Genomic DNA, 13,555 nt, shown 5'->3' on the forward strand with positions numbered 1-13,555 from the left:
GTCGCTGTGCTTGATGCCTAAGGGGCCGACGGGGGATGACCACCCTCCGTCGGCCCCTTGTTTGTTCCGAATCTAAACTGGGCTGGTGAGCGTCGTGGACGGGGAGGTCAGGCATGGATGAGCGTCAGGATGATCAGTATGGGCTGAGCTCCGACCAGGAGGATGCCCTGGGGGTTCTGGCATCGGCGGATCCCCACGCCGGTCAGTCCAAGTGGACCATCTTCAGGCAATTGCCGCCGGCCAAGCGTTGGCCCTACTTCGCCCAGCACTTCCTTCCGGGTATTCTGACCGCTGGTCTGGTACTGGCCCTTCTGGTCAGCCTGGTCGTCACCAGACTGACCAGGCCGCCGGACCCGCTTATTTCAGTCCAGGGCTTCAACATGAGCGCCCAGGAGGAGGGGTTCGACCGGCTCAAACAGGGATTCATGCGCGACCGGGGAATCAAGGATGGTCGGCTGGTCGACATGGAGGCGACCCTGACCCTGAATGGCCAGGGCTACGACGATTCGGCCAAGGCCCTGACCCAGGTCACTGCGGGTCAGATCAACATGGTGATCGCCCCCACGGACCTCTTTCCGACCCTGTGTGAGCGCGGGCTGGTGGCTAAGCCCTCGCAAGGATTGAAGGACGGCGACCTGCGGCGATTGGCTGGCCAGGGCGTTCTGGTGGATTCCAGGGGCCGGCAGGTATCGAATCCGTCCCATGCCATGGGTCTGGATCTCTCCCGATCATCACGCTGGAGGCAGGTGCCCGGGCTACCCGATCATGCCATCCTGGGGCTGAGCAACGTAGCCGACACCGTATCCTACATCCGGGCCTTCGTCGACTACATGGACTTCGGCTGAGTCGGCGAGTATTTATTCATATACCTGCATGGGATGGAGAGGGGATTGCCGTTACGCCCATGTGGGCACGACTGACAGGCACGGACTCACGCGTGCCCGAACCTGCCGAGAAGCCGTTCAGCGGGTCAGGGTCCGCTTCAAAACCCGATACTCGCTCTGAGTGATGGGCATGATGGAGCCGTGGCGCTTGGTCAACCGACCGAAGTCCATGTCCGTGACCAAGGCCCAGTCCTGTCGCCGCCTGGATGACAAATCCGCCGAGCGGAAGGGCAGGTAGCCCCGGCCCTCCGCGAACTGGTCGCAGATCAGGCCGAAGGGCATGGCCCGTCCGTCAGGTCCAGCGGCATCGGCATCGTTGTAGAGGAAGAGCTCGGGGCCCTCCAGATAGCGTGAGGAGTAGCGTCCCTGGCCGAAGATGTCGGTCAGGTTGGACAGATATGACCAGGCCTGATCGTCGTCCGTGCGCACCAGCTCATGGGTGACCGCATAGGGGTTGTGCGTGCGTTCCAGGGTGATCTGGTCATCCTTGGAGGCCCGGTACCACCAGCCGTCGGGTGCCTTGAGCATGGTCGTGTCGATGATTCCGTCGCTGCGGTCGATCCACTTGACCGGGCGGGAGAAGGTGATCAGATCGGTGCTGGTGGCGTAGTACATGTTGATGCCGTCACCCAGCTCGTTGGCCAGATCGGCTGCAGCCGGATCTTCGGCGCTGTCGGCCGCCGCCGTGGCCCAGAAGACTATCCATTGCTCCCTGTCGGCATCCCAGCAGGCCTCCGGTGCCCAGGCCATGCCGGCCCTGGGAATGGCCGAGGCCACATCCACCAGGCGGGGCCTGCCCCAGTGGGCCAGATCAGGCGAATCCCAGATGACCAGGCCGGTGGATCCGTTCACGGTGGCCCGGCCCTCCTGCCAGCCGCCCCTGTGGTAGACGGACAGATCGGTGGCGATGATGTGGAAGAGGCCGTCTGGTCCCCGGACGACATAGGGGTCGCGCACGCCGCCCTCGCCCTCGCTCCAGGTCAGCACCGGGTCTCCCAGGGCCCGGAGGTCATGCCAATGCAGGCCATCGCGGCTGAGGGCGAAGTAGAGCTGCTCGTCCGTCTCAGCCTGTTCGTGGCCGGTGAAGTGGACGAAGAGGTAGGCGCTTGTCGCCTCCAACGAGGGTTGCCAATCCGTAGACATGTTTCACCTTTCCTGCTTACGGCAACGGTACCGCAACGGCGGGGGACTGGCGGGACGGACGACGGGCGCTTCTTCGCTCTTCCGTTCCGGCCGTTCCGGGGCCGTCATGGGCGATTCTAGCTGCCGACCCTCCCTTTGGCGGAGCGGCCGTCCGGGCGGGTCGTGGTTTGGGCCGCACGGGTTCCTAGACTGTGGACCATGAGCAGGCATCATCGCGACCGCAGCTGGGCTCCCGACCCCGAGCCGCTGCCCGAAGGCATTGGAGTCATCGACGATCACACTCACATGGCCTCCGTGGTCCCCTTCGCCCAGGAGATGGATTGGCAGGCTAGGGAGCGCGGGCAGGATCCGGTCCCCGTCCGCACGGTCGACCAGCAGCTGGCAAGGGCCCGGGCTGTGGGCGTGATAGGGGCCATCGACGTGGGCTGCGAGCTGCCCCACCTGCAGACGGCTGTGGACCTGGCCCTGGCCCATCCCGGGGTGGTTCACGCGGCCCTGGCCATCCACCCCAATGAGGCTGTTCTTCACGGCCATCGGGGCGTGCCGGGACCGGACGGTCTGCCACTGAAATATCAGCCCTGGCATGAGGTCACCTTCGAGCAGGCGCTTGAGGAGGTCGCCCGCCTGGCTCGCGCATATCCCGATCAGGTGGTGGCCATCGGGGAGACGGGCATGGACCTCTTCCGGACCGGTCAGGGGGCCGAAGAGATCCAGCGGCAGGCCTTCCGTGATCACATCGCCCTGGCCAAGGAGCTGGACCTGCCCATGCAGATCCACGACCGCGACGCCCACCGCCAGGTCATTGAGACCCTGCTGGAGGACGGCGCTCCCGGGCGCACAATCTTCCACTCCTATTCGGGGGATGCACGGATGGCCCAGGTGGCTGCCGAGCATGGCTGGTATCTGAGTTTCTCGGGGACTGTCTCCTATAAGGGCAACGAGGGAATCCGGCAGGCCCTGTCCGTGGTCGGCATGGACCACATCATGGTGGAGACCGATGCACCCTACCTGAGTCCCATGCCCTACCGGGGACGCACCAACTCCCCCTACATGATTCCCTACACCCTGCGTGCCATGGCCGATGCCTTGGACCGCCCCCTGGAACAGGTGGCCAAAGCGACGGCAGCCACCACGCGCCGGGTTTACGGCCTGTGAGGGATGCTGGACGGACGGTGCCGGACCGGGATTAAGCTAATGGTGTGTCGCGGTCTGAATCGCCCCTGCCAAGTGTGGGGGGAGAGTGCTACGGTTGTCGTCGCACGTGTGCGCAAACAGCAACATACGGCACCCGGAAGTAGATGAGTGAAGGCATTGGCCGATGGAGGGCTCTATGGCGGATGAGCGGCATGAGTTGGCGGCTCAGGATGATGGCAGGGGCGCTGACGAACCACCCCGGTTATCCGGTGAAAAAGCGGCGAAGCCGACGGCGGCCTCTCGTAAGGGTCGGCTGACGAAAGAATCGATACTTCCTCCGGAGAGCTTTACCAAGGCTCCCAAGATCTCAGCCAAATCCCGCACGCGCGAGGAGGAGAACGAGCTCAAGCGGGTTCGGCGCGAGGCCCAGCGGGCGGCCCAGCGTCGCCGCACCCCGCCAAAGGGTCCTCTGGGCCGCTGGTGGCGGCGGGTGCAGTCCTCGCCGGACAGGATCAGCCTGGGCATGTGCATCGTGGCCCTGGGCGTGGTCTACGGCGACATCGGCACCTCGCCCCTGTACACCATGCAGGCCTTCGTGGCCGGGCAGGGCGGCATGGCCCGTGTGGACAGGGCGGCCGTGCTTGGCATGCTCTCCCTGGTCTTCTGGTCCATCACGCTGATCACCACGGTCAAATACGTTCTGGTGGCCATGCGCATCGACAACAAGGGCGAGGGCGGCATCTTTGCCCTGTACACCCTGGTCCGGCACTACGGCAAATGGCTGGCCATCCCTGCCATGGTCGGCGGCGCAGCCTTCCTGGCTGACTCGGTGCTGACTCCGGCGGTCTCCATATCCTCGGCAGTCGAAGGCCTCAAGACCATCCCTGTGCTGACTCCGATCTTCCGTGAAAACGGAAATCTGACCATGGTCATCACCTTCGTGATCATCCTGATCCTGTTTGCGGTCCAGTCGCGTGGAACCGAGCGGATCGGCAAGGTCTTCGGCAGCGTAGTCATGGTCTGGTTCGCCTTCCTGGCCCTGATAGGCATCTACTGCATCGGCAACGACTGGTCCATCTTCGAGGCCCTGAATCCGGTCTACGGGATCCGTTTCCTCTTCAGCCCGCAGAATCCGGTGGGTCTGACCATCATGGGCACGGTCTTTCTGTCGACCACGGGAGCCGAGGCTCTCTATTCCGATATGGGCCACGTGGGCCGTGGCAACATCTACGCCACCTGGCCCTTCATCAACGTCGCCCTGGTCTTCAACTACTTCGGCCAGGGGGCCTGGATCCTGCGCAACAGCGACAATAAGGCCCTGCAGGGTGTGGACGGGCTCAACCCGTTCTTCCAGATGATGCCCACCACCGTGCGTTACGTGGCGGTCCTCCTGTCGGTGACGGCCGGTGTCATCGCCTCACAGGCCCTCATCACGGGCGCCTTCACCATGGTTTCGGAGGCCACCGGCCTCAACTGGATGCCCCACCTGCAGGTGCGCTATCCGGCGCGTACCCGCGGCCAGCTCTACATCCCCACCATCAACTGGGTCCTGTGCGCGGCCACGCTGACGGTTCTGGCCATCTTCAAGGATTCCGAGCACATTTCGGCCGCCTACGGATTGGCCCTGACGGTGACCATGATCACTACAACCGTCCTGCTGGCCGACTATATCTGGCACGACGGCAAGAGGGCGCTCTCCCTGCTCTTCGCCCTGGTCTTCCTGGCCATCCAGATTCTCTTCTTCATGGCCTCCATGGCCAAGTTCATGCACGGTGGCTGGTTCACCATGCTGCTGACCGCGGCCATCCTCTACATCATGTACACCTGGGACGTGGGCACCAAGGTGGAGCGCTCGCAGCGGCGGCATATGACGGCCAAGGAGTGCCTGCCCGCCCTGGAGATGCTCCACAACGACTTCCGCGTCCCTTACTATGCGGACAACCTGGTCTATCTGACCTCGGACGCGGAGATGCGGCGGCTGGACACCGACATCTTCTTCTCCATCTTCGCCAACCGACCCAAGCGGGCCCGGGCCTGGTGGGCCGTCTCGGTCCAGACCACGGACGCCCCCTACACCCGCAAGTACTCGGTGGAGAACTTCGGCACCAACTACCTCTTCCGCGTGCGCATGAGGCTGGGTTTCAAGGTGGACCAGAATGTGGCCACCTACCTGCACCAGATCATGCACGAGCTGATCGACAGCGGCGAACTGCCCAAGCAGCCCTCCATCTACCCCAAGGTGGACGAGGACCCGCAGATCGGCACAGTCACCTATGTGCTGGTCCACAAGGCCCTGATGCCCGAGTCCAAGATCGACTCCCGCGGCGCCTTCTCGTTGAAGGTCAAGTACGCCATCCGCAAGGTGGCTGGCTCGCCGATCAAGTGGTTCGGCCTGGCTCCCTACAACCCCATCGTGGAAGTACAGCCCCTGTTCGTCTCCACGCGGGCGGTTCCCAAGCTGACGCGCGTGGTCCTGCCATCCCGCAAGATCAAGGGCGGCAAGCATCACAAGGGCTGAGTGAGTGGAATCTCACCCTATCCAGCCTGGCTCAAATCGGGTCCGGGCCATAGAATTGACGGCATGGAACCTGGTGCCCGGCCTTTCCGGGCTACCGTCGAAAGGTGATGTGATGACACAAGCTCAAGCCAATATCGGAGTCGTGGGTCTGGCCGCCATGGGTGCCAGCCTGTCCAGGAACCTGGCACGGCACGGCAATACTGTAGCGGTCTACAACCGCCACTATTCGCGTACCGAGACCCTGATCCACGATCATGGCCAGGAGGGCCGTTTTGTTCCGGCCAAGACCCTGCAGGAGTTCGTGGCCTCGCTGACCAAGCCCCGCACGGCCATCATCATGGTCAAGGCCGGGGATCCCACCGACCAGATGATCAATGATCTGGCCGACCTCATGGAGCCGGGCGACATCATCGTGGATGCCGGCAACGCCTACTTCAAGGACACCATCCGCCGTGAAAAGGCCATCAGGGCCCGTGGGCTGCACTTCGTGGGCTGTGGCGTCTCAGGCGGTGAGCAGGGCGCCCTCTTGGGACCCTCCATGATGCCCGGTGGGACCGATGAGTCCTGGAAGACCCTGGGGCCCATCCTGGAGTCCATCGCAGCCAAGGTCGATGGTGAACCCTGCGTCACCCACATCGGCACCGATGGGGCGGGCCACTTCGTCAAGATGGTCCACAACGGCATCGAATACGCCGATATGCAGGTGATCGCCGAGTCCTATGACCTGATGCGCCGGGGCCTGGGCATGGAGCCCGAGGCCATCGCCCAGGTCTTCGAGGAGTGGAACCAGGGGGATCTGAACTCCTACCTGGTGCAGATCACCGCCGAGGTGCTGCACCACACCGATGCCGCCACCGGCAAGCCCTTCATTGACATCGTCACCGACCAGGCTGGCATGAAGGGCACCGGCACCTGGACCGTGCAGACCGCGCTGGATTTGGCCGTGCCCGTGACCGGCATCGGCGAGGCCGTCTTCGCACGGGGGCTGTCCTCCTCGCCCGAGCTGCGCAGCCAGGCTGCCCAGGAGGGCCTGAAGGGTCCGCAGCCCAAGGCCGTCATGGCCGACCTGGCCGCCGATTCCGAGGCCCGCAAGTCCTTCATCGAGGATATTCGCCAGGCTCTCTACGCTTCCAAGATCGTGGCCTATGCCCAGGGATTCAACGAGATGCAGGAGGGCGCCCAGGTCTATGGCTGGAAGCTGGACATGGGGGCCATCGCCCGCATCTGGCGTGGCGGCTGCATCATCCGGGCCAAGTTCCTGAACCGGATCTCCGATGCTTACGCCTCTGGCCGTGAGCCGGGCTCACTGCTCTTCGACCCCTTCTTCAAGCAGGCGGTCGAGCAGGCCCAGGATTCCTGGCGGCGTGTCGTGGCCCGCGCCACCCAGGCCGGCATCCCCATCCCCGTCTTCGCCAGCTCGCTGTCCTACTACGACGGGCTGCGTTCCGATAGGCTCCCCGCCGCCCTGATCCAGGGGCAGCGCGACCTCTTCGGCGCCCACACCTATGGGCGCGTGGATCAGCCAGGCGCCTTCCACACCCTCTGGGCCGAGGACAAGTCCGAGATCAAGCAGGACTGAGCTTCTCGCCGGAATCGCAAGGGTCCGTACAGCCGCTGAGACGGCAGTGCGGACCCTTTTGCCATCCTGTCAGCGGATCCTGGCTGTGGATTCCCGGACCACCAGCCGGCAGTCGGCAGTCGTCCGGGTGGGAGGACGATCATCGTCCTCGCCCTGCAGACGGGCCAGGAGGGCATCCACCGCCTTGCGGGCCAGGTCCTCCTTGTCGGTGCTGATGGTGGTCAGCGAAGGTATATAGGACTCTCCCTCCTGGATGCCGTCGAATCCCACAACGGCCAAGTCCCGGGGAACCTCCACGCCGCATTCGTGCAGTCCTCGGATCAGGCCCAGGGCCAGGGAGTCGGTCATGCAGAAGATGCCGTCAAAGGGCAGGTCGGACGTGTCGGCCAGATGATGGCCCAGGTCGCGGGCCATTTCCCCGTCCCAGCGGTCCAGGGACAGAAAATCCTTAGATTGGGCCTTGATTCCTGCGGCCTTCAGGGTCTTCAGGCAGCCGGCCACCCTGCGGCCACGGACCGAGTGCCGTTGGACCGGATCGGTGCTGTCCGCCATGTCGGCACCCACCACGCCTATCCGTCGGCATCCGCAGTCCAGTAGGTGCCGCACGGCCATGGCGGCTCCCTCGAATCCGGCCGTCATGACCGAATCGAAGACCGGCTCGGCTGAGGGGTCGTCCAGCAGGACCAGAGGCTTGCCATCGGCCAGCTCCTGCATCTCCTCATTGGTGATGCTGCCTGGGCTGAAGATGGTGCCGTCGCAGAGTTGGCTGGTCACATGTCGGAGGATGGAGACCTCGTCCTGTTTGGAGTTGGAGGTCTGCTGGATGATGGCCTGCATGCCGTGGGCATTGATCTGCCGGGAGATGGCCGCGCTCATCTGCGAAGGGTAAGGCTTGTCCAGCTCGAAGATGGCCACGCCAATGATGCCGCTCTTGCCTGAGCGCAGGCTTCTGGCCGACAGGTTGGCCGAGTAGCGGAGCTTGTGGGCGGCAAGCAGGACCCTGCGCCTGGTGTCATCCGCTATGCGCCTATCGCCTCGAAGGGCATAGGAGGCAGTGGCCCGGGAGACCTGCGCCTCCTTGGCCACATCGCTCATCGTCACCATCTCGCACCTTTCCCGGGGTTCAGCCATCATCTTAGGCACCCGGGTGGCCTTGTCGACATATAATTGACACGATTCAACCAACGTGCTATACCATATTGTGACAGCAGTTGAATCGTGTCAATTCCCGGGTCTCGACGTTGAACAGCCCGGACGGATGTTCAGAGGATTGATTGCAAGGAGGAGTCATGAAGCTGAAGCGAGCATGGAAGGGCATAGCAGCGGCGTTGGGGGTCGGCATGTTGGTGTCGGCCATGGGTGCCTGCGGGGCTGGTGGCGCTGGTGGGTCCAAGACCACGTTGACCTTCCTGTCATGGAACAATGAACAGGTCATGAGGCCATATATCGACCAATTCGAGCAACAGAACCCGGGGATCAAGGTGGACTTCAGCTACTCGCCTCCGACCCCCGAGTACATCCAGACCCTGCAGACCCGACTGGTCGGCAACCAGGCCCCGGATGTGTTCATCATCACCTCCGAGAACAAGGCTGACCTGATCAAGAACGGCTACGTGCGGGACCTGACCAACGAGCCCTTCATGCGCAACATCTCCCAGGCCAACAAGGACTTCGTCAGTCATGAGGGCAAGGTCTACGGTATGTCCGTGTCCTCCTGGGCCTCCGGCATCGTCTACAACAAGGACCTGCTGGCCAAGGCTGGCGCCAAGGAGGTTCCGGAGACCTGGGACGGGTTCCTGCAGCTGTGCAAGAAGCTCAAGGCCGCCGGGGTCACGCCCTTCCTGGAGACCATCGCCGATGGCCCCAGCAGGATTCCCGATGCCTTCATGGGCTCGCAGTTCGACAGGGACAAGGTCGATGTGACCGGTCTGATCGACCGTCGCCCTCAAAAGCCCGGCAGTGACCAACGCGAGGCGGCTGCGGCCTGGATGAAGCTCTATGACCAGGGCCTGGTCACCCGGGACACGGTCGGCATCAGCGGCGACGACATGAAGACCCAGTTCATCAATGGCCAGGTGGCCATGATCTGCACCGGCCCCTGGGACCTGCCATCCATCGGCCAGGCCGGGCTCAAGTATGGCATGGCCCCCATGCCGCTCATGGAGAAGGGCATGGTCAACTATGCCCAGGGATCGCCATCGCCCGCCTACGCCATCTACTCCCATCTCAAGGGCGACAAGCTCAAGGCCGCCCGGAAGTTCCTGACCTTCATGGACAGCCACTGGGCCCTGCAGCGTTCGGCCGACAACGGGGATGCCATCACCGTCCAGGGGTTCAAGGCCAAGGTCAAGCCCGAGTACGAGCAGGTCTATCGGGCCAACGTGCAGCCGGGCCATTACTTCCTGTTGATGAACTTCTATGCCAAGCCTGATGTGCTGACCACGGTCCGCCAGTCCGAGACCCAGCAGCTGGTGCAGGGGTCCATCAATCTGGATCAGTGGGCCAAGGCCATTGACGACAAGATGGCCTCGGTCAAGTAGGAAGGGCTGGAACATGGCTTCCCAATCCTCGGCAGAACGTGCCAACGCCCATCGGCGGCGCATGGTCGGCCTGCGGCAGGATCTGACCTCTTTCTGGTTCCTCCTGCCCATCCTGGCCGTCTTCGTCATCCTCTTCGCGGTGCCGCTGGTGCAGACCATCATCTACTCGGTGACCGACTTCAACGGCTACAGCCTGAACATGCACTATGTGGGCTGGAAGAACTATCACAGCGTGTTCACCGATTCCTCGACCATGCAGGGTCTGGTGTTCACCATCCTGTATGCCGTGGCCCAGACGGTCCTGGTGACCATCTTCGCCATCCCCCTGGCCGTCACCCTGAACCGGAAGTTCTGGGGCCGCAACTTCGCCCGTTCCCTGTTCTTCTTCTTCAGTGTGCCTTCGCTGGCCATCATGGGCATGGTCTGGAAGTACATCTTCTCGCCCATGAAGTCAGGTGTCTTCAACACCATCCTGGGCGTCTTCGGCCTGGGACCGGTGCCCTGGCTGTCCAATTCGACCCTGGCCCGGTGCTGCGTCATCTTCATAGCAGTCTGGGCGCAGATCGGCTGGCATGCCACACTCTACCTGGCCTTTCTGCAGTCCATTCCCGGAGACCTCTATGAGCAGGCCACGGTGGACGGGGCAAGCAGCCGCCAGCAGTTCGTCCACATCACCCTGCCCCAGCTGATCCCAGGCATCGTCACCTCCAGCTTCCTGCTTATGTCAGGAGGCCTCAAGGTCTACGACCTGCCCTACACCATGACCAAGGGCGGCCCCGGGTACTCCACCTATACGGTGACCCAATCCATCATTCAGCAGGGTATCGGCCAGTCCCAGTACGGGCTGGGCTCGGCCCTGGCGGTCCTGTTCACCGTGGCCACGGCCCTGGTGGTCTTCGCTCAGATGGGGGCCGCCAGCCTGATTTCCAGGAGGTTCCAATGAGCAGCAGCAAGAGCTCGACCCTGACTCTGAGCCAGCGGGAACGGCGGCGTTCGGTGATCAGAAGCGTGGTGGTCCTAATCATCGCTCTGATCTGCGCCGTGCCCCTCTGGTACATCCTGATCAACACCTTCAAGACCGTGCCCGATATGGCCACCAATCCACTGGGTCTGCCCAAGCAGTGGACGCTGCGCAACTACACGCGGGCCTTCGCCACGGTGCCCATCGTCCGCAGCCTGGTCAACACCCTGATCGTCACCTTCTTCGGCGTCCTCTTTCAGGTGCTGATCGGAGCTCTGGCTGCCTACGGGATGATTCTGCGCAAGTCGATCTTCACCTCGGTCATCGGGGTGATCCTCATGATCGCCTTCGTCATTCCCACCCAGTCCACCCTGATTCCCCTCTACCGGATGGAGTCCAGCGTGGGGCTGGTCAACACGCTCCTGGGTCTGATCATCATGTACCTGGGCGGGGCGGTCTTCTGCTACTTTCTGATCGTGGGCTACATGCAGTCCCTGCCCTTCGAGGTCATCGAGGCCGCCAGGATCGACGGGGCCGGCCCCCTAAGGATCTTCCGGAGCATCGTGCTGCCCCTGATCAGGCCCATCCTGACCACGGTGGTGGTCTTCCAGACCATGTCGACCTGGAACGACTTCATGACGGCCAACGTCTTCATCAGCAGCTCCAACCTGCGCACCATCGTTCTGCAGGTCTACAACGCAGTCGGCCAGTTCACCACAGATTGGCCAAGCTTCATGACCATTACGGTCCTGGCCCTGATTCCGGTCTTCGTCTTCTTCATCTTCTGCCAGAAGTGGATCGTCTCCGGACTGGTTGCCGGCGCGGTCAAGGGGTAAGGCGGCCCATCGGAAGGTCGTAGTCAATGGCGGCGGTCGGAGGTTCCGGCCGCCGCATTCATGAAGGATCGGAGTCAAAGTCCATGGAGGAATTCGCAAGCGCACATCAAGGGTCGGAGGGGACGGGATTGGCGAGCAACCCCCTGCATCGCTACTGCGCGGACCCGGATCTGGTCATGATCGGGGACCGCTGGTACCTCTATTGCACCGAGGATGGTCTGCCTGAATGGTCCTCGCATGCCTTCTACGTCTATGAATCAGGGGACCTGTGCCACTGGACCCGCAGAAAAATCCTGGACCTGGACCAGGTTCCCTGGTGGCATGGGGGACAGGGTGCCTGGGCTCCCTGCCTGTTGGTGCGCCGGGGACGCTGCATCCTGTATTTTGTGGCCGACGGGCAGATAGGCCAGGCCGTCGCTCCTGGGCCAACCGGTCCCTTCCGGGCGGCCCAGGAGCCATTCGTCGCCCGGGGGGACTACGATTGCCTGCCCATCGATCCCTCGGTCTTTGTGGATGACGGTGATGTGCCCTATCTGCTCTGGGGCAATGGCCGTGCCTACATGGCGCGGCTGAGTCCGGACGGCCTGCGTCTGGAAGACGGCTCAGTGCGCTCCGCCGTGCCTGACAACTTCCGCGAGGCCGTCACCATCTGCCGACGTGGGGACACCTACTATGCCTCCTGGTCGGAGAACGATACCAGGGATCCGAGCTACCGGATCCGCTGGTCCAGCGCGCCATCGCTGGATGGGCCCTGGACCGCGCCCCAGATTCTGATAAAGGCCGATCATGCCAAGGGGATTCTGGCCACTGGGCACCACTGCATCACCCGTGTGCCGGGCCGGGACGACTGGATTGTGGCCTACCACAGATTCGCCAGGGACGGCCAGGGTGACGGTTGCCATCGCGAAATCGTCTTTGCACCCCTGGACTTCACTGATGACGGCGCCCTGGTCCAGGTCCGTCCGCAGGTGGGATCCTACTGGTATCCGGCCCGGAATCCGGTCACTCCCTGACGATGGGGTGGCCGCCGAAGGCGCTGCGCAGGGCGGAGACCACCTTCATGGTCATGGGGTCCTCGATCTTGGAGGACTGGCGGGCGTAGAGGGCCGAGGTGATGGCCGGTGTGGGTACTCCCAGTTCCAGGGCGTCCGCGATCATCCACTTGGTCTCGCCGGTCTCGTCGGCCTCGCCGGCGATCCCGCTCAGGTGCGGGTCCTCCTTCAGGGCCTGGGCCAGCAGGTCCAGCAGCCAGGACTGGATGACCGAGCCCTTGCGCCAGGACTCCACCACTTCGCCAGGCTCCTTGATCAGGTCGGAGGCCTCCAGGACCGCATACCCCTCGGCCAGGGCCTGCATCATCCCGTACTCGATGCCGTTGTGGACCATCTTGGCATAGTGGCCTGCACCGGTGCCTCCTGCGTGGACCAGACCATAGTCGCCCTCGGGCTTCAGGGTGTCCAGAACGGGCTGGATCCGGGCCACGTCCTGGTCCGATCCGCCGACCATCAGGGCATAGCCCTTCTCCTTGCCCCAGATGCCGTTGGAGGTGCCCACGTCCACCAGGCCTATGCCCTTGGCGGCCAGGGCTTGGGCGTGCTCCTGGTCCTGGGTGAAGCGGGTGTTGCCTCCATCCACGACCAGGTCGCCGCGCTCCATCAGCTCGCCCAGCTGATCAAGAGTGGACTCGATGGGCTTGCCGGCCGGGACCATGACCCAGATTACCCGGGGGGCCTCCAGGGCCTGGACCAGGGCCCCAAGGCTATCCACATCCCTGCCCGAGTCCGGTGCGATGTCGTAGCCGACCACCTGGTGGCCGCCGGTGCTCAGGCGGTCCGCCATGTTCTTGCCCATGCGTCCCAGGCCGATCATGCCAATCTTCATAGCGTCAGTTCCTCTCCATTGACTGCAACAGTGTGAAGTTGACCGCGATGGTTGGTGCTCGGCCGCGGTCTGGCCGATT

General features: G+C 63.4%; 11 protein-coding genes. 8 read left to right on the forward strand and 3 right to left on the reverse strand.

Translation table 11 applies throughout. The features are described 5' to 3' along the window. Positions 1 to 113: 113 nt before the first annotated feature. Positions 114 to 845 (forward strand): hypothetical protein, encoded by a 732-nt coding sequence (locus H3S97_RS06505; RefSeq protein WP_198187596.1) that lies wholly within the window; start codon positions 114 to 116, stop codon positions 843 to 845. Between the two features lie 117 nt (positions 846 to 962). On the opposite strand, the gene H3S97_RS06510 is transcribed toward H3S97_RS06505, so the two are convergent. Continuing rightward, complete coding sequence (locus H3S97_RS06510; protein WP_198220053.1) at positions 963 to 2,027, reverse strand: alpha-arabinofuranosidase; 1,065 nt, start codon at positions 2,025 to 2,027, stop codon at positions 963 to 965. A gap of 198 nt (positions 2,028 to 2,225) precedes the next feature. On the opposite strand from H3S97_RS06510, the gene H3S97_RS06515 reads away from it, so the two are divergent. The 3 genes from H3S97_RS06515 (at position 2,226) to gndA (ending at position 7,258) form a co-directional block, all read left to right on the forward strand. Then, positions 2,226 to 3,182: a TatD family hydrolase gene (locus H3S97_RS06515; RefSeq protein WP_198220054.1), complete on the forward strand. Its 957-nt coding sequence runs from the start codon at positions 2,226 to 2,228 to the stop codon at positions 3,180 to 3,182. Positions 3,183 to 3,357: 175 nt separating this feature from the next. Continuing rightward, a complete protein-coding gene (locus H3S97_RS06520; RefSeq protein ID WP_198220055.1) occupies positions 3,358 to 5,679 on the forward strand; it encodes a KUP/HAK/KT family potassium transporter in 2,322 nt (773 codons plus the stop codon). Between the two features lie 112 nt (positions 5,680 to 5,791). Then, on the forward strand, positions 5,792 to 7,258 hold the full coding sequence (gndA, locus tag H3S97_RS06525; protein ID WP_198176930.1) for an NADP-dependent phosphogluconate dehydrogenase: 1,467 nt from the start codon (positions 5,792 to 5,794) through the stop codon (positions 7,256 to 7,258). Positions 7,259 to 7,327: 69 nt separating this feature from the next. On the opposite strand, the gene H3S97_RS06530 is transcribed toward gndA, so the two are convergent. Continuing rightward, entirely contained in the window at positions 7,328 to 8,362 is a 1,035-nt protein-coding gene (locus tag H3S97_RS06530; protein WP_198183547.1) for a LacI family DNA-binding transcriptional regulator, read from the reverse strand. 185 nt (positions 8,363 to 8,547) lie between these two features. Here H3S97_RS06530 and H3S97_RS06535 point away from each other — a divergent pair, with 185 nt between their 5' ends. From H3S97_RS06535 to H3S97_RS06550, 4 genes are all read left to right on the forward strand, one after another. After that, the gene (locus H3S97_RS06535; RefSeq protein ID WP_198220056.1) at positions 8,548 to 9,798 is read left to right on the forward strand and encodes an ABC transporter substrate-binding protein; all 1,251 of its coding nucleotides are present in this window, start codon (positions 8,548 to 8,550) and stop codon (positions 9,796 to 9,798) included. Between the two features lie 13 nt (positions 9,799 to 9,811). Beyond that, a complete protein-coding gene (locus H3S97_RS06540) occupies positions 9,812 to 10,741 on the forward strand; it encodes a carbohydrate ABC transporter permease (protein ID WP_183122227.1) in 930 nt (309 codons plus the stop codon). Beyond that, the gene (locus H3S97_RS06545; RefSeq protein WP_198220057.1) at positions 10,738 to 11,595 is read left to right on the forward strand and encodes a carbohydrate ABC transporter permease; all 858 of its coding nucleotides are present in this window, start codon (positions 10,738 to 10,740) and stop codon (positions 11,593 to 11,595) included. Before H3S97_RS06540 ends, H3S97_RS06545 begins: the two co-directional genes overlap by 4 nt. Before the next feature lie 83 nt (positions 11,596 to 11,678). Next, positions 11,679 to 12,608, forward strand: coding sequence for a family 43 glycosylhydrolase (locus tag H3S97_RS06550; RefSeq protein WP_198220058.1), 930 nt, complete (start codon positions 11,679 to 11,681; stop codon positions 12,606 to 12,608). Here the strand turns inward: H3S97_RS06550 and gnd are convergent. Then, positions 12,598 to 13,554 carry a phosphogluconate dehydrogenase (NAD(+)-dependent, decarboxylating) gene (gnd, locus tag H3S97_RS06555; RefSeq protein WP_332468275.1) on the reverse strand — a complete coding sequence of 319 codons (957 nt, stop codon included), beginning with the start codon at positions 13,552 to 13,554 and terminating at the stop codon, positions 12,598 to 12,600. The two genes, H3S97_RS06550 and gnd, sit on opposite strands and share 11 nt — an antisense overlap. Position 13,555: the final 1 nt, after the last annotated feature.

This window comes from Bifidobacterium choladohabitans (assembly GCF_016102005.1).
GTDB lineage: Bacteria > Actinomycetota > Actinomycetes > Actinomycetales > Bifidobacteriaceae > Bombiscardovia > Bombiscardovia choladohabitans.

Bases quoted from the DNA above. Each gene is read 5' to 3' on its own strand.
- H3S97_RS06540 (WP_183122227.1), top strand. From the start codon at position 9,812: ATGGCTTCCCAATCCTCGGCAGAACGTGCCAACGCCCATCGGCGGCGC.
- H3S97_RS06535 (WP_198220056.1), top strand. From the start codon at position 8,548: ATGAAGCTGAAGCGAGCATGGAAGGGCATAGCAGCGGCGTTGGGGGTC.
- H3S97_RS06530 (WP_198183547.1), bottom strand. From the start codon at position 8,362: ATGGTGACGATGAGCGATGTGGCCAAGGAGGCGCAGGTCTCCCGGGCC.
- H3S97_RS06520 (WP_198220055.1), top strand. From the start codon at position 3,358: ATGGCGGATGAGCGGCATGAGTTGGCGGCTCAGGATGATGGCAGGGGC.
- H3S97_RS06550 (WP_198220058.1), top strand. From the start codon at position 11,679: ATGGAGGAATTCGCAAGCGCACATCAAGGGTCGGAGGGGACGGGATTG.
- H3S97_RS06515 (WP_198220054.1), top strand. From the start codon at position 2,226: ATGAGCAGGCATCATCGCGACCGCAGCTGGGCTCCCGACCCCGAGCCG.
- H3S97_RS06510 (WP_198220053.1), bottom strand. From the start codon at position 2,027: ATGTCTACGGATTGGCAACCCTCGTTGGAGGCGACAAGCGCCTACCTC.
- H3S97_RS06545 (WP_198220057.1), top strand. From the start codon at position 10,738: ATGAGCAGCAGCAAGAGCTCGACCCTGACTCTGAGCCAGCGGGAACGG.
- H3S97_RS06505 (WP_198187596.1), top strand. From the start codon at position 114: ATGGATGAGCGTCAGGATGATCAGTATGGGCTGAGCTCCGACCAGGAG.
- gndA (WP_198176930.1), top strand. From the start codon at position 5,792: ATGACACAAGCTCAAGCCAATATCGGAGTCGTGGGTCTGGCCGCCATG.